The sequence below is a fragment of the Shewanella psychrophila genome (genome assembly GCF_002005305.1).
In the GTDB taxonomy this organism is placed as follows: Bacteria; Pseudomonadota; Gammaproteobacteria; order Enterobacterales; family Shewanellaceae; genus Shewanella; species Shewanella psychrophila.
Genome location: NZ_CP014782.1, coordinates 5,580,305 through 5,596,811 on the forward strand (window position 1 = coordinate 5,580,305; position 16,507 = coordinate 5,596,811).

General features: G+C 45.2%; 11 protein-coding genes. 5 read left to right on the top strand and 6 right to left on the bottom strand.

Annotated features, from left to right (window positions below; translation table 11 throughout):
* Positions 1 to 33 precede the first annotated feature (33 nt).
* On the top strand, positions 34 to 201 hold the full coding sequence (locus tag sps_RS28620; RefSeq protein ID WP_169915920.1) for a hypothetical protein: 168 nt from the start codon (positions 34 to 36) through the stop codon (positions 199 to 201).
* 234 nt (positions 202 to 435) lie between these two features.
* Here the strand turns inward: sps_RS28620 and sps_RS24315 are convergent, their stop codons facing one another.
* Positions 436 to 2,223 carry a flavocytochrome c gene (locus sps_RS24315; protein WP_077754874.1) on the bottom strand — a complete coding sequence of 596 codons (1,788 nt, stop codon included), beginning with the start codon at positions 2,221 to 2,223 and terminating at the stop codon, positions 436 to 438.
* A gap of 400 nt (positions 2,224 to 2,623) precedes the next feature.
* Here sps_RS24315 and sps_RS24320 point away from each other — a divergent pair, with 400 nt between their 5' ends.
* From sps_RS24320 to sps_RS24330, 3 genes are all read left to right on the top strand, one after another.
* Positions 2,624 to 4,678: an ATP-binding protein gene (locus tag sps_RS24320; RefSeq protein ID WP_077754875.1), complete on the top strand. Its 2,055-nt coding sequence runs from the start codon at positions 2,624 to 2,626 to the stop codon at positions 4,676 to 4,678.
* The gene (locus tag sps_RS24325; protein WP_077754876.1) at positions 4,675 to 6,057 is read left to right on the top strand and encodes a sigma-54-dependent transcriptional regulator; all 1,383 of its coding nucleotides are present in this window, start codon (positions 4,675 to 4,677) and stop codon (positions 6,055 to 6,057) included. The genes sps_RS24320 and sps_RS24325 overlap by 4 nt, the downstream gene beginning before the upstream one ends.
* Positions 6,058 to 6,176: 119 nt before the next feature.
* The gene (locus sps_RS24330; protein ID WP_237157940.1) at positions 6,177 to 6,944 is read left to right on the top strand and encodes a substrate-binding periplasmic protein; all 768 of its coding nucleotides are present in this window, start codon (positions 6,177 to 6,179) and stop codon (positions 6,942 to 6,944) included.
* 88 nt (positions 6,945 to 7,032) lie between these two features.
* Here sps_RS24330 and sps_RS24335 read toward each other — a convergent pair whose 3' ends face one another.
* Entirely contained in the window at positions 7,033 to 8,316 is a 1,284-nt protein-coding gene (locus sps_RS24335; RefSeq protein WP_077754877.1) for a dicarboxylate/amino acid:cation symporter, read from the bottom strand.
* A 171-nt stretch (positions 8,317 to 8,487) separates the two neighbouring features.
* Between sps_RS24335 and sps_RS24340 the strand changes: the two genes are divergently transcribed.
* Positions 8,488 to 9,630: an IS4 family transposase gene (locus sps_RS24340; RefSeq protein WP_077751384.1), complete on the top strand. Its 1,143-nt coding sequence runs from the start codon at positions 8,488 to 8,490 to the stop codon at positions 9,628 to 9,630.
* Positions 9,631 to 10,076: 446 nt separating this feature from the next.
* On the opposite strand, the gene sps_RS24345 is transcribed toward sps_RS24340, so the two are convergent.
* The 4 genes from sps_RS24345 to sps_RS24360 are packed head-to-tail and all read right to left on the bottom strand — an operon-like array spanning position 10,077 to position 16,468.
* Positions 10,077 to 10,931, bottom strand: a complete 855-nt coding sequence (locus sps_RS24345) for a DUF7281 domain-containing protein (RefSeq protein WP_149027350.1) — start codon at positions 10,929 to 10,931, stop codon at positions 10,077 to 10,079.
* Positions 10,919 to 12,139, bottom strand: coding sequence for a phosphoenolpyruvate carboxylase (locus sps_RS24350; RefSeq protein ID WP_077754879.1), 1,221 nt, complete (start codon positions 12,137 to 12,139; stop codon positions 10,919 to 10,921). Before sps_RS24350 ends, sps_RS24345 begins: the two co-directional genes overlap by 13 nt.
* A 1-nt stretch (position 12,140) precedes the next feature.
* Positions 12,141 to 12,794 carry a hypothetical protein gene (locus sps_RS24355; RefSeq protein ID WP_077754880.1) on the bottom strand — a complete coding sequence of 218 codons (654 nt, stop codon included), beginning with the start codon at positions 12,792 to 12,794 and terminating at the stop codon, positions 12,141 to 12,143.
* Positions 12,794 to 16,468, bottom strand: coding sequence for an ATP-binding protein (locus tag sps_RS24360; protein WP_077754881.1), 3,675 nt, complete (start codon positions 16,466 to 16,468; stop codon positions 12,794 to 12,796). The genes sps_RS24355 and sps_RS24360 overlap by 1 nt, the downstream gene beginning before the upstream one ends.
* Positions 16,469 to 16,507 lie beyond the last annotated feature (39 nt).

A 16,507-nucleotide genomic window follows, 5' to 3' on the forward strand; every position in this document is an offset into this window, starting at 1 on the left:
AGCTGTCTTGTTACGTTTTACTTAGCTGGATATTTGAGATCGAACCTTCATGGCGATCTATCACCTGCGGTGAGCATTGTGCAGATACTTCCTCGGGACGCCATGCACCATCCCTGGTCGCTTAACGAAAACATCCATGTTTTCGATACCCTCAGCCGCATCTACACTTGTGATAAACAAGCAGAGCCCTTCTTCGATTGAGCTTTTCATAGGACATAGAGTCTAGGCAATAGCCAACCGCTTTTACTTGCCACTTTTAACTTAAAACTCACAGTTTATAGCTTATAGCTAGTGGCTAATTGCCAGACAAAAAAATACCGTCACCTTGCTAGATAACGGTACTTTCGTAGATGACACTGACCACGGGGATTAAAGCAGTCAGCTATTTTGACGATTCTACTTCTTAAAATCAGCGCTTATAAAAAAGCCTTAGCGCTATTTCTTAGAGTAGCTAGCCGCCTCTTCACCGGCGAGTCTGCCGAAAGTGATGATATCTGAGATAGCATTCCCTCCTAATCGGTTTGCGCCATGTACACCACCAGTCACTTCACCGGCGCCATATAGCCCAGGAATAACTTGCTTCTTGGCATCTAAGATCTCGGCCTTAGTATCTATCTTCACGCCGCCCATGGTGTGGTGCACACCAGGAGTCACTTCGATGGCATAGTAGTTACCTTCATTTAACGCACGGGGTAAATTTGGACGCTCAAAATCAGTGTCCTTACCACTTGTCACTAAGCTGTTGTAGCGCGCGACAGTTTCAGTCAATGCTTTACCATCGATATTCTCAAGCTTACCTAATTTAACCAAAGAGTCAGCCGACGGGGCAACACCTAGGCCAATATACTTGTCGATTTTCTTCAGAGACTTACGCACTGAATCATCAAAAATAAGGAATGCTGTCTTACCACTCTGCTCTAAGATAGCTGCAGCCGCTTTATCACGAGTAGTGATCTCATTGACGAAACGCTTACCTTCACGGTTAACTAAGATAGCGCCGTTACCACGTACCGCTTCGGTGACCATCACACCACCTTTAACGGACAAGGTTGGGTGAGCCTGAATGTATTGTAGGTCTTGCATTGCGGCGCCTGCGTTGCCAGCGACATCGATACCATCACCAGTAGCACCAGGTTGGTTAGTCGATACGAAGCCTTTTAGCTTAGGGTCTAGCTTAGACACCCGCTCGTTATTCTTAGCGAAGCCACCGGTTGCTAAGATAACAGCATCGGCTTTAATCCAGTAGTATCCCTTATACATACCTTTAACCAGCAGACCTTTCACCCTACCTGAACCATCTTTAAGAATTTCGATACCTCGGGTGTTCATGCGCATGTCGATATCACGCTTCACCGCGTTATCGTATAGCACTTGGATCACATGGGCTCCCACGCCCGCGCCACCAGTAGGTCGGTGAGTACGGTTAACCGATGCGCCGCCCATACGGCCAACATCACTCAAGTCAGCCCCCATGGCTGTCATCCAATCTACAGAGCCTTTAGAGTGGCTCACTAATACATCGACCAGAGCGGGATCGTTAAGGTCACGACCCCCTTTCATAGTGTCTTTAGTCATTAACTCAAGACTGTCTACTATGCCTTTAGCTTTCTGTTGATCCGTCCAAGCGGCATTCATGCCACCGGCGGCCAACTTTGCATTACCACCAATCACAGGCTCTTTCTCAATGAGGATCACCGACGCCCCCTTATCATGGGCTGCTACAGAGGCAGAGAAGCCTGCGCCGCCAGAGCCTACAACGACCACATTGACTGTATCATGTGGCGCCATGGCTAATGCAGCTTCACGCTCAGACTTATCCTTAGCAAGCTCGGCAATACTTGGCTCATGACGTTCCCACTTGCCCGCGTATGGCATATCAAAATCAAAGCTGTGGCAAGAGTCACAATAGACCATAGATTTTTCATGAGCGCTGTGACAGGTCGTACAGGCTATTTCGCCAGGAAAGTGGGAATCATGGGCATTATAGTGCTCATGCTTGGTCTCTTGAGCGACCTCGTCCATAGTGCCATGGCAAGATACACACTGGGCGTTCTCGTAGCTCAGACTATCGTTTGATAACTCACCATCTGAGGTATGGCAGCTTTCACACTCTTGGTTTTCACCATGAAAATCGGCTAGCGTATCCGCTGCCATTGTATTAGCGGCGAAACCCGCAGTGCCCAGTAACGTGGCCAGGCAAATAGCACTTTTCAGCTTTTTCATCACATCTCCTCACTATTAAACCTAGCAATCTTCGTTGCCCTGTTTAACAGCTCATGTCTATAGTTTCTGAAACCAATAGGTATTGAATTCAGATATCATTAACTCACTTATTCATGTCAATTTTCAGCCTTAGATGACTGGCCCTCAAGGGAAATCTCTGCCAAGTAAACAGAAGTATAATCCGCTTCACAGGGCAACTGGGGCACCATGCAAGGATGCATAAATTCACAGCCTGTTATGCAATTTTGCATGGGAGCTAGATACAGAGATCACATATTCGTAATGGAGGCGGTAAGAAGCTAAATCGGCCGCTGAAAAAGTAACAAAAATCACTGAGAAATGTCAGGAATCTAGGCTGGTAGCACAGTTACAACAAAGCTTTCCATGCTAATCTCGCCCCATGAAATACCCTTGCATTATCACTTGCCTACTCTGCTTTCTCTGCTCTGTATTTAGCACTGAAGTTGAGGCTTGGCAGACAGATGAAAATATCATTTTTGGTGTCCATTCTAAGACTGCACCATTGGAGTGGCGCAACAACGGCGTCGATCAGGGGTTTCATTTAGAATTAATGAGCCGCATCGGCCAGATGACAGGTAAACGTATCATTGTCAGGCGAAAGACATTTCAACAGCTGTTAGCAGATGTTAATGACGACACCAGTTCCATCGACGTGATTGCAGTCGTCAGCCCAGTAACCATAGACAGGCAACTCAGCCAATCCGATCCCATCTATGCCACACATGCCAAAGCCTATACCTTGCAGGGAAAAGAATTCATCCATGGATGGCATGACCTTGCGGGTAAGCGTGTGGCAATTAAAAAAGGCGCCTTCGTCGATGTGTATATAACGGGCCAACCTCAGGGATTTGTACGAGTCGATGTCGATCTCTACGAAACAGGCTTTATGCAGTTAATCGCAGGAGAAGTCGATATTGTGCTGGCAGAAAACTTTGTCGCCAGACGTTTAATGCCCCATTATCCGTCTATAAGGAGCTCCAGTGACCCTTTGATATATGGTGCATTTAATTTCGTCAGCAATAGTAAGAATGCCCGACTCATGGCCGAGATAAACGATGCACTCAGGCAGCTTAAGCTATCCGGGGAATACGATCGTCTAGTGAATAAGTGGTTCGGAACAGGTCGGGAAAAAGTCGATCTTTCTAATACTCAGCAAAGACTGCTCTGGGCGGCCACCTTAGTGAGTATCATCTCAGCTTTAGGCATGTTGTTGACAGGGTATATCAGTCACAGTCTAAAGAAACGAACTCACGCACTTAATCTGGAGCTAGCCCAGAGAAAACGTGCCGAACACCAGATTTCCAGACTATCTCAACAATTTCAATCTGTGCTGGATGGGATCCCCCACGGCGTCACCTTATTTAACCGTGATTGTGTGAGCCTCTGGAGTAACGATAATAACAATGAACTGCTGAGCAGTTCCGATTTCCACTTTATTAATGGCGACATTTTCCAGCTCAATAAAACCTTAATTCAAGTCTTGGATAGCCAAACCTCTTTGATAGCCGACATGGCCTATCGCACTCAATTTTGGCAGTTACAGATCCACCCCATAGGAAATGATCAAGCCGTAATCCTCTTGGAGGAAGCGACCGAACAGCATAACCTCAGACAAGCCAATGATGAGGCCAGCCGGCTCGCCTCATTGGGAGAGCTATCTGCAGGGATAGCACACGAGATCAACAATCCAACGGGGATCATCATCCATGCCATTGCCTTTTTTAATCATGCCCTCAAAGACCTGCAACAAGCCACGGATGCTTATGGGAAACAAAATCCATTTTGGTTAATTGCTGGCCTAGAGCCACAACTCGCCATGACAGAATTGAATCAGAGCAGCTTGACCGTAGAGGAGGGGGCTAAACGGATAAGCCATATCGTTAAAGATCTCAAGCGTTACGCCTTACCAAAAGTTACCACAGAACATCAGCTACTAGACCTAAACGAAGTGGTTAAGGTCTCCCAGAGGTTAACGGCCAATCAGACCAAGATATTCAGACTCAATATTCAGTTAAATGAGCCTGCACCTATGATCATGGGGGATGCCCAACAGCTACATCAGGTATTGATCAATTTGATCCAAAATGCCTGTCATGCAAGTAAACCAGCCACAGGAGATGACTCAGACTGTGACACCATCACAATTGAAACTAACATCTCGGGTAATAGGGGCTGTTTAACCATAAGGGATACGGGAGCGGGTATGGATAGCACCACGTTGCAGCGTATAACTGAACCATTCTTTACCACTCGGCGCTCCTGTGGCGGAAGCGGCTTAGGTCTGTCTGTTTGCAGTCGAATAATCAAGGAACATATGGCGGAAATGCAGTTCAGTTCTCGTCTTGGCCAGGGAACCAAGATCAAAATTCAATTTTTATCCGTCCCGGACTCAATCAAGGCACTCAAATTATCCTCATTGGAGCAAGACACGTGAAATTAGCAAGAAATATCCTCTTGGTTGATGATGAGCCTTCCTGGCTCAGAAGCTTAGCCATCACACTCAATCGTCTGGTCCCCGAAGCCAAAATCGACACCTGCGTCGACAGTCGACAAGTGGATAACAGGCTGGCACTCAATGATTATGCCCTGGTGCTCCTCGATTTGACCATGCCCTTTCACTCGGGCGAAACCCTATTGGAGATGATCCGCAGTAAGTCCCCAAAGACTCGGGTCATCATAGTCACCGGCGTCAATGAGGTAGATACAGCCGTTCGTTGTATTAAAAATGGAGCCTATGACTACTTTATCAAAACGGATAATGTCGACGACCTTGCCCGCACTGTACGTAGAGCGTTAGAAGTCGTCGGGCTCGAACGTAACTATTTGATGATTAAGGAGCGTTTTCTTAGCCGTATCTTACATCAACCCCAAGCCTTCAATAATATTCTCACCTGTGAACCTGCACTGCTGGATCAATTCCGTTATCTCGAGGCCGTTGCCATGAGCCCTGAACCCATACTTATTTCAGGTGAGAGTGGTACAGGTAAAGATGAATTTGCCAAGTCCTGTCATCAGCTATCTTGTGCAGATAGTCCTTTTATCAATATTAATCTCGCTGGAATTAATACTCACGCCTTCGAGCTACAAGTATTTGGTCAGATGACAACTCATGATGATGGCGAGGTCTGCGCCAAAGCAGGTGCTTTACACCATGTCAAAGATGGGCTGCTTTATCTTAATGAAATAGGCAGTTTACCTTTAGCGGCTCAGGCAAAGCTGATTGATGTCATCGAACATAAACAATATTACCCAGTAGGAAGCGATCGCCCCTACCCGGTCAATTGTAAGATCATCGCTTCAACACAAGATGATCTCCTCAGCCTCAATCGAAAGGGAAAATTTCGCAGCGATCTTCTGTATCGATTAAAATCTCACAAGATAAACTTGCCCCCATTAAGGGAGAGAAAGTTAGACCTATCCATGTTAATCAACCACTTTATCAACTTAGCAGCAAATGAAATGGGATTAGCGGCACCACAGCAGCCAATAAACTTGACCAGCCAATTAGCAGATTATGATTTTCCCGGAAATCTGCATGAATTGAAAGGCATGGTGTTTGACGGAGTCAGTCGCAGTGATGGTATACAGCTTAATATTACTCCTTTTATGGAGGCAATTAACGAGGGAAATATTGGTGCCATTAAACCGCAAGATTTAATCAGTTTCCCAAGAGAGTTACCTACATTGGCAGAAGTGAGCCAAGCCTTGATCGACGAAGCCATGAGTCGCACTGCAAATAACCAGACTGCTGCTGCAAGAATGCTGGGCATTAGCCAGAGTGCATTGAGCAGACGTATAACCAAAGAGAAATGATTTTTAATATATTAATTGCGATTCAAAAATAGAATATTTACAGATCTATAAACAAGCTATAAATCTAACAGCTATAGACTTGCTACACTTAACGAAGAACTTTATTAACTGACGCAGTTATGAAATTTTGGATGTCAGCCTGCCTCTATTGTTTTTTCTCTCAAATGGCTTTTGCCGAGCATACCCTAGATCTAACAAAACTTGAGTATCTCACCGAGTCATACCCTCCCTATAACTATATAGAAGAGGGTAAATTCAAGGGCATTGCAATCGACCTTCTCAATGCAGCTCTACAACAGGCAAGTCATAAGCCTCAAGAGCTCAACATCCGCCTTTTTCCTTGGCCAAGAGCCTATAAGATGATGCTCAAAGGCTCGAACCGTGTACTTTTTTCAACCACAAGAACACAAGAACGGGAGCCACTTTTTCAGTGGGCAGGCCCTATAACAAGCACAAAAGTAGTCTTACTCGCGTTAACTGAAGAGCACATCAATATTCAATCCATAGAGCAGCTTGCCCAATATTCCATTGGCACGATAAAAGATGATATTGGTGAGCAATTACTCCTTTCTAGTGGCTTTCCATTCAGTCAGATAAGACAAGCTCATAGTGCTGAGTCTTTAGTTAGAATGCTAAGTAAGGGCCGAATACAGCTTTGGGCCTACGAAGAAAATGTCGCTCGCTGGTATATCGCAAATTCAAGCTTACCCAATAATCGCTTTACCTCTGTTTTTACCCTTAAGGAAAGCGAGCTCTTCTATGCCTTCAGTAAAGACACTGATCCTAAACTTGTCGCAAGCTTGCAAGATGCTATCGACAAACTTAAGCGCCCTCCGGCTGAAGGAAATCAGAGCCGTTATGACAAGATCTTGTCTCAATACCAATGAGACACAAAAATCGGCCCAATAAAAAGCCCATAGACCTTTTTACTAGCAAGTCTATGAGCTTTTTCTTAAATTATTTAAGTTATATCGACTAAACCTGCTTGCTCTCTTGTACCAGAGGCTCAGCAGCTGAGGCCGCTTGCTCGGCTACTTCATAACCCTGCTCAGTCGCATCGACTATGGTCAATACCGCGGCATCACCTACTACGTTACATGAGGTCAGTACCATATCGATTAAACGGTCTAACGCAGCTACTATGGCGAAGGCTTCAACAGGCAAACCCATCTGATGAATTAGCACTCCTATCATCACCATACCGCCACCAGGAACACCGCCGGCACCAACAGAAAGAAGAAAGATACTGAATAACAGTGCAGGCAATTGCTCCATCGCAATAGGCGCGCCGAAAGCATTCGCCACGAAGAAGATTGCTATCGTGATATAGATGGAAACCCCACCCATGTTCATGGTGGCTCCGAGCGGCACACCAAAACCAGCAATAGAGCGCTTAACACCTAACTTCTCGGTCAAGGTGCGCATGGTCACAGGTATCGTTGCATTTGAACTCGCCGTAGAAAGTGAGAACAAGATCTGTTCACGCGTCTTAGTGCGAAACTCTTTCGCCGAAACCGACGTGAAGGCACCAACAGCCATAGGATAAACCACGAATATCCAAAGCAATAACAGGCCTAAGATGACAACCAGATACTCGACGACACTGAGAAAAATCTCCGCCTCTAAAGTTGCACCAAGTTTTAGCATCAAGGCGAAAACACCGATTGGAGCTAGCTGCATCACCACAGTGATCAGCTTCATCATCAGCTTGTTACCTTCCTGGAATCCTTGAACTAATAAGGGAGCTGCATTACCTAAGGACTTAAGCACACCGCCCACCAGCAAGGCCATAAAGATCACTTGTAACATGTTACCCGAGCTAAATGCAGCAACCGGGTTACTAGGTACGATATTAACGATCAATTGAACCAAATTTGGCAATTCGGTGGCTGTGATTGTCGCGCCAGTACCGCCTGACATGTCGACACCTAAACCAGGCTGAAGTATGAGTGCTACGGCTAAAGCTGCAAAAATCGCCACCAAGGTGTTAATAATATAGAAACCAAATGTCTTGCCACCCAAACGGCCGAAACTTTTCAGGTCGTTTAGCTCAAGAACGCCGCATACTATGCTGACAAATACCAGTGGGACGACAAGCATCATGATCATGCTGACGAACATGCTTCCCACGCCAGAAGATATCTCGACCACAGTGCCGGAGAAGAAACTAATATCCCCAAGAAGATATTGAATTATTGAACCGAAAATTAATCCGGAAAACAGACCAATAAAGATCCGTGATGAAAGTGATTTAGTCATATACCTGCCTTCGATTCAGCATATCTTTTATGTATGCTTTTATTAATTTGCACCTATGTCGATGCTTATATTTTGGGGTTCAAACCTTAAGCATCCCCTCATAATAACCAGAGGCAGCAAGGCTTCCAGAGTATAATAAGCCAAATCACTCTATGTTCTAAAATTTATAACATGATAAATAAAGCCCTTATTCATAATCACATCGATGAACTCTTTGGCCATGACATGCATGCTAAAAGGGTCACCTCACTTGCTAATGCCGCTCACGGAGTGATTGAAAAGGGGTCACTCGCTATTCATGCCATTGGCGCTGGCTTAGCCCAAGCCAATAAACTTAAGCGTAAGTCTGCTATTAAACAAGTAGACCGATTACTCAGTAATACAAAGTTAAACGTCTGGCAATTACTGGACTCCTGGGGGCCTTATATTATCGGTGCACGCAAAGAGATAGTGGTCTCTCTCGATTGGACTGAATTTGATTCAGACGACCATTCAACCATCGTACTGAGTATGCAAACAACCCATGGACGTAACACGCCACTGCTATGGAAAACCCATCGTAAACATGCTTTAAAAGGTAATAGAAACAACCATGAAGATGAGTTGTTGGTTAAGTTAAGGTCGATCGTTGCAGAGGATGTTAAAGTGACAATTGTTGCTGATAGAGGCTTTAGTGATACGGCACTATTTAACTTCATTGAACATGAGCTGGGTTTTGACTTCATCATTAGAATTAAGGCTAATATCAAAGTCACCGATGCGGTAGGAGAGCTGTTTCCAGTAAAGGACTGGCTATTACCCAGCGGCATAACAAGAACCCTTAAGGACGTTCAAATAACGGGTAATAAGCAAGCAGTCGCTCGGGTCATTTGCACCAAGAAAAAAGGCATGAAAGAAGCTTGGTATTTAGCATCAAGTCGACGTGACCTAGTGAGTAGCAAGATGTTGACTTTATATGGGAAACGTTGGGGGATAGAGACGACTTTTCGTGACATTAAAGACTATCGTTTTGGCATGGGGATGAGTGCCACCTACACGCGTTCCCCGGTACGTAGAGACCGGTTGTTTTTGCTAAGCGCCTTGGCGATAGGCTTGCTGACGCTACTAGGAAAAGCGGGCGAGGATGCTGACTTGGAAAAGACAATAAAGGCAAATACCAGTAAAACTCGCTCATACTCTCTGTTTCGCCAAGGTTGTATTTACTATGAACTGTTACCCACGATGCGAGAAGAGTGGGCAGAACCTCTAATGGATAATTTTTATCGTTACCTTAAAAACCAGCCTATTTACCGTTCAATTTTCGGGATTATTTAAAATTGAAAAATGAGGGGATCTCTAAGGGTTCAATCCCATTTGTGGGGACTGATAGTGAATCATGCTGGATACAATTTCAACCATATTTGAGCAGGGAAATAAAGTTACAAAAAAGCAACTATAGATATAGTTACCATGATGACTTACACATAAAGAAAAACAAACCAGATATGTGAATCTAAAAACTTACATTCCCGCCAAACAGTTAACACAAAACAAAACGCCACAGCGACAAGGGCAGTTCATTGGACTGCACACAAGTGTAAAGATAGAATAATTGACCTAGAAACGAGCGCAAAACAACCAGTTAAACTAAACAGGTGTAAAGTTAAAGATGATTATTATAAGTATCGGTCAAAATAAAAGCCGTTAAAGCTACTTCAGTGACGGCTAAAATTCGGTAGTTATATTTTTGAATTAGCTGTCAGCTAGTAGATGGCTTGTACTTAAGAATTCCTGTTGTGCATTATCAAAGGAAGTTTAAAAGCAAGTAGATGTTGCTGTTTAATGCTGATTTTTTGTTCGATGATAAACTGCTGAATCACTTGCCAATCATCCTGATGCTGTTGCATATATTTGACTTGCTGATGCTGCATATCAAAATCTTCGCTTGAGCTAGATGACTTTATGATCAATGAAAGTTCTTGAATATCAGAAGCTAAAATCTGGGTGACTTTAGGTGTTGTTAGCGCAATTTGGATGCCTGCGGGATCGACATCGACAAACGCAACCACCTCAATCCTATTGGGTAATCGCTGCAGCAAGGCTTTAACGCCTTTAGCTAAGGAGTTATGACCACGGTACACCACTAGAGCGTGTCTTAAGTCAGCTGTAGCCGAAAACCGTTGCCAGCAGTCAAATGCATCAAGGTTCTCCACTATGACGATATGAGTCATAGTTTGAGCTTGTGACTCTAGTAACTTGGTTATTTCATCCAACGGGACTCTAAGCGAACACTCAGCACCTATTCCAGTGTAAAAAGGTTGAGGCTTGATCAGTACATATTGTTCATCTGGAGTGATATTCGCCAACTTTTCAAAGCGACTGTATTGCGCGACTTCTGCGCGAGTCCCCTCAAAAGAGGTCTTCAGCAGTTCCTCACCAAAGTAAGCAGCTGACATCTCATTAAGCTGATGCAGTTGCTCTGTGCTAAACAGTAAACTCCGTGCTGACTCATCGACGCTGCCCACCTCAAGCTCAGCAAAAATCTTTTGCCAATTTGGGTTAAAAGGCACCTTAGCACTGCACTTTCTCAGCGCCATGCTAATTGAATTCGCATGGATTTTAGTTAAGCGAGCCACAGCTCAACATCTCGAATAACAAAGTTACCTGTGTATACAGGATCAGGCTCACCTATCGCTTCAAGTTCGAAATATTGTCTATGCTCTTCTGGTAGTCCTTCATAACCGCAAATGACCTGATACAGCCAACTTTCTCTATCCCATTCCAGTGCTTGCTCATCTAAATACTCGAGTGCTGATTGGCTCTTGCCAGAATCAATCACAGCACAAAAATACTCATCAACGGCGAGCTTGAGTGGGTTATCGGGAATATCGAAGTCATCAGCTTGGCTTAGCGACACTGTTATATCTTGTTCAGCGTGGGTTAGCCCAGCATGAAGCCTGTCGATGCGCTTAATGCTCGATACTATGTCAAACAGCTCTGGTTCATATAAGGTGCTATGTACGTCGACAGATGCGGGAGCAAGCAACGCCTCAGCACAGTTAAACAGCACGGGCAGTTGCTTATGGCTAACATGATCGGCTGGGCTATAGTCAGGATGAAGGTCGGTATAGAGCAACCAGCCTTTAAGCAGGCGTGTGCGGCCACGAATTTGACGGAACCTGCCTAACAGCTCAAGTAAGCGCCCCTGCACCACGCTTAATTCCTGAGTACAGTCGCTCAGCGCCTCTTGCAAGGTCGTGACAAGCAGCTTTCTCAGCTCACGAATATCACCGGCAATCTCACCCAGCTCACTAAATTGGAACATTTCCAATCCATTGAGTAACTCAGTCACCTGACTCTGTGCTAATTCATTCTCGCGAATTTTGGCATTAATCGTTCCGACATAACCAAATTCGTTGTTAATACGACTCCAGAGCACACGAATCGAGTATCGTAGTCCGTCTGCAAAACTATAAACATGCTCGCTTAAATCAGCGAGATAAGCCTCAGAGGCTGCATAATCAATATTATGACGAGCCTCTTTATAATGTGCGGCTAAGGTTTTAATACTGGCCAGTGAGGAGCCCACATTCGAGTCGATTTGGCGATTACGCTCATCGCTCAATGCCTCTTCAAGTAGTGCACGTACAGAACGCTTTAGCCTTAACTCTTGCTCCGCTTCCGGACGCCATAAAATATCACTTTTACGCAGTTTCTCTATGGCAGCAGCATTAGTCTCATCTTCCGACACTGAGCCTGACAAATAAACATCCATCACCAGCTCTGCATGCCTGCCAAGCTGTTTGAGTAATTTAACCCCTGCCTGATGTAAGTTATTACTCATATTAAACCAGATCCCTCTGGGTTGCGGTTTCGGCTTGTGCCTCTAAGCTCAAACCTTCGGTTTCATCGATAAAACGAATAACTTCGTAGAGATAATCGAGCTTACCGGTGGCGATAAAGATCTGCTTTTCAGCATTAGGTTTAATTAAGTAACCCAGCTCCACTAAGCGTTTAAAGACCAGTTTAATCTGGGCATCAACATTACTACTACTTGAGCCAAAGAGCCGGTAATGACTTATTTTGGCCAGTTGCTCACGAAAAGCGGGAGTGTCTTCAATACGAGTCTGCAACTCAGTGAGTCGAACTGCCACACCTTCAGATAAAGGGGCATCTTGGCCGCTGCCCTCTTGTACCAAAACCAGCCACTCCACCAGCGGAATAAGCGCATTACAAATATCTCTAAACTGCGACGAGATCACCTTACGTTCGTTGTCACCCAACTGCTGATAACCACAGAAGAAGACTTCGCCCTCACCCGCCGATCCAATAGTGCGATTAATCTGATTCAAATAAGTCTCGACTCGCTCACGGGTATCAGGATTTTTCAAAGCTCGCCAACCATCTTCATCTGTGGTGTGGCAGATAAACTGACCTTTTAATAAACGCTCAATTAGCGCACTCGTACCCACTAACATGGTTTCGGTTACTTGGCTCATTACACCACCTCCTGAGTCAGTCGCTTGCTAAGTTTTTCGGCGATAGGATTAATTTGTGGTTTAACAACCTGCAATTTTTTAGTCTGCTTATTAATGATATAGCGATTGGCAAACAAGCTAAGAACCTCAGACTCGGGGTTAGGGAAGGCACCCAAAACAGAAATATTGTTGTTTTCGCAGGCATCGAATATCTTTTTGACATTAGCGTGGTGCAATGTACCCAGTTCATCAATAGGCCAATGAATGGTCACTTCGGCGCGGCCACGTAAAAGGCGAGTAAACGCCAGTAAAAACTTACATAAAATAAGATAAGCCATACCGTGGCTTGATGATTCATTTAACTGTCTATCGGTACGGATAATAAGGTCACTGTTACCCTCTTTTAAGCGCAGTTCGATTTCAAGTAGTTTGGATATGCCGCCAGATAATGCGGCGCGGCCTATGATGTCTATCGCACGGCGCATACTATTGGTGTATTCCTCACCCGGTAGTTCATTAAAACCATCAGCCTTCCACTGACGAAACGCTTTAACAAACGCTTCTAGCTCAGGCCAAAACTCAAGTTCACTAATTCGGGAGCGGATCTTAACCGCCGACTCAGAAACACCATCGAGGAACAACTCCTCGCCAACCTCTCGGGTGATACGCGCACTTTGAGTAGCAATACGGCGATCTATGTCGGCAAGCACATCATAGTAAGCTGTCAGATCAACGCCGAAAATACGGCCTTGCTCTCTCAGTGCCATCATAGATTGCGGCACCAACTCGTTGAGTAGGCGTTCCAGTTGTGGTACTAGTTTGCGGTAGTCGAGGATCCGAATACCTTTGTCATTAACAAAGCTCGACTCTTCCCGTGCACGCTCCCAGGTCTCTGACAGACTCGATCCAGACTTACTGGCAATAACAGAATCAAAGTGCTCCACATATTGCTTCACAGATCCTAGTAATGAGTCACGCTTTAACAGCTGATCTTCGCCTTGACGTAAGCGCTCACTCAGTCCACCTTGGGCATCTTCATTATTGGCGGGAAGTTTTAGCTCTGTAAGTTTGCGCATCACACTGCGCAGCTTAGTTAAATTCTCAGAGGCTTCAACTTGAACGGCATCAGAGGATTTACGCTTAGCATCGAGCTCGCTACGTTGCGCCTTAACCTCATTTGATTTAGATTTAAGCTGCTGCTCTAATGCTAACGTGGCTTGCTTAACCGTACTCAGCTCTGTTTGCAGCTTAGGCTTGCGCTTTAGCCAAGTATGTTGATACCAATCATCATAGCGCAACACTTCGCTACGACGCTGCTCAGCTTTACTGATATTAGCTTCAAGCGTGCGAATTTCGGTTTTAAGTGCAACGATTGTAGCTTCATCAATCCCGCGAGATTTGAGTTCGTTTTTATACCATAGCTCACACGCTTTTTGTTCACTCTTAGCATGGTCTCGCCGATTTTGAATATTGGCTTTAACCTGGCCTAATTGGTTATCAAGGGCGCCAACAACCTCTTGCCAGTAAGCATTTTTCTCCATGCGCGCTTCTAACGCTTGCTCTTTTTGTGTTTCCAGCCACTCTTGTTGTTGTTGCTTTAACTGTTTTAACTCATTATCGAGCCGTGCTAACTGCTTTTGTGAAGCCGATTTTCGCTCGTTCAAGGCAAGCTGGATCTTCTCCTGCTCTGCACGTTTATCATCAAATAAACGACGCAGATCATCGCGGCTATTTTTATAGGCTGTACGAGAGAAAGTAAGCTCGCGCGTCATCACATCGAGTTCAGCATTGACCGCAACCAGGTGCCCTTCGGCTTCAGTTTGTAGCTCTTTAGCACTGACGAGCAACTCTTCGGCGTTGGCATGCTTGATCCGTAGCTCTTGCTCAGACGCTGCATACTCTGGTGAATCGATTGCTTTGAGATCTAACGCTATACCGTAAAGTGCTTCGAGATTTTCCCCTGAAATAACGGGGTGCAGATCGCTGCGATGCAGCAATTCTGAATTGATCACCTTGCCGAGGGTATTTTCCCAACCGTTAGCTTCTTTGCGTAAAAACTCCAGCAAGGTGTGTGACTGAGGGAACAGTATATGATGCAGCTCTTCGAGTTCACTTTGACGTTCATTGACACGAATACCCGTTACTCGCAGGCTTTCATTGGCTTGATCACGTTTGGCGCGAAGCTTGCGTTCTTCAGTAGTAAAACGATCCACCTTAGCATTACACGCTTCTTGCTCTTCATCTGCACGGGTAATTCGCTCATCGAAAATAGCTAGCGCCAGCTTTTCCTCTTCCGAGTAAGTGACGCTATCCACCCGCACTTTTAGCTCTGCAGCTGACAGCTTAAGCTGATACCCTTGCTCACTGAATGTAGACAGCCCTTTGTCAGTAGCCTCACGCCATTGACCCTCTAAGGAAGCTAACTCAGTTCGGCCTTGTTCACGCTGTTTATCACGAGACTCCCTTAAACTGTCTTGCTCTTGATGCAAGTTTTCCAGCTCTCGGTTAAGCCCTTCACCAATTTTGCTACGGCGAGCGTTATAAGCCGCCTCGATATCTTGGTGCTTTTCGGTTTGTAATTTATGTCGTTCAGATAAGTTTTCTAGCGTGCCTCGCCAGCTTGGCAGCTGCTCAAGATCCAACTTAGCTCGTTCGATTTCGGCATCTTGAAAAGAGGCATGTTGATCTTCTATCGAGTCCAGTTCATATTCGCACTTAGCAACATCACCCTTTGCAGCCGACAAGTCTAGGTTGAGCTCATCACGCTGCTCTTTCCAATGGTCATCTAGCTCGCTTAACTTGGCGTTTAGCGCTTTAGACAGGTCTTGGTGATGCTCTTGCCTTTCAATTTCATCGGTTTCATCTTTACTGTAACCACGACGTAAACTGGCAAGCCGTTGCTCAGTACTGAGCAGTTGGTCGAACTCTTGCTCTAATTTCTCAAATTCGGGTCGAATCAGCTCAAAGCCCTGAATAAGTTGGCTCTCTTTGATCCAAGATTCGACTTGCTGTGGATTAATCCGCGAACTCGGCGGATTAACGCCATCTTCTTCCAAAATAGCGGCGATCATCGATTTGATCGTCTCCATCTTGCCTTCTTTCGAATGTACTGCTTTGGCGAGTTTTTCAATATGACGTAATGAATACTCAGACTCACACAGGGAGAACTGACGCGCATAATTACGTAGCTCAGTGCGATTACTCCCGGTGCTCAATAAAGCTCTATCGTTTTGGATAATTGCCCTGAACTCACGCGTGTTGAGCAAGTTAGTCACAGCTACGCCAGCACGTTTCATCTCACGGCCAAGTTCAGCCATGGTAAAGCATTGAATATTATCGCCATGCTTCGTCTTAATATAATCATCAAGCTCAAAACCTTTACCGATAAATCGATAATTAACCCCTTTACCATCGCCAGCCGATGCCAATACAGCTTGGTTAAGCTGACCATCGGCACGCTTATATTCATAGATGATAAAGCTAGAGTCATGGGGCAGATACCAACGCTCAAAACTGTCTCGTGTAGACGGCACGACGCGACTCGGATACTCACCATAAAAGACGGGCACTAAACGCTGTAATGTGGTCTTGCCAGAGGCGTTCGTACCACAAATATTGGTGTGACCATCGAGGGCGAGTTCAACTACGCCAGGTAGGTGCGTATTTATCAGCACAATTCGATTCAAGCTTGACATCTTTTTCCTTATCCAAACATTGCCGATACTCACGGCAAC

Bases quoted from the DNA above. Each gene is read 5' to 3' on its own strand.
- sps_RS24330 (WP_237157940.1), top strand. From the start codon at position 6,177: ATGAAATTTTGGATGTCAGCCTGCCTCTATTGTTTTTTCTCTCAAATG.
- sps_RS24315 (WP_077754874.1), bottom strand. From the start codon at position 2,223: ATGAAAAAGCTGAAAAGTGCTATTTGCCTGGCCACGTTACTGGGCACT.
- sps_RS24360 (WP_077754881.1), bottom strand. From the start codon at position 16,468: ATGTCAAGCTTGAATCGAATTGTGCTGATAAATACGCACCTACCTGGC.
- sps_RS24350 (WP_077754879.1), bottom strand. From the start codon at position 12,139: ATGAGTAATAACTTACATCAGGCAGGGGTTAAATTACTCAAACAGCTT.
- sps_RS24320 (WP_077754875.1), top strand. From the start codon at position 2,624: ATGAAATACCCTTGCATTATCACTTGCCTACTCTGCTTTCTCTGCTCT.
- sps_RS24355 (WP_077754880.1), bottom strand. From the start codon at position 12,794: ATGAGCCAAGTAACCGAAACCATGTTAGTGGGTACGAGTGCGCTAATT.
- sps_RS24340 (WP_077751384.1), top strand. From the start codon at position 8,488: ATGATAAATAAAGCCCTTATTCATAATCACATCGATGAACTCTTTGGC.
- sps_RS24335 (WP_077754877.1), bottom strand. From the start codon at position 8,316: ATGACTAAATCACTTTCATCACGGATCTTTATTGGTCTGTTTTCCGGA.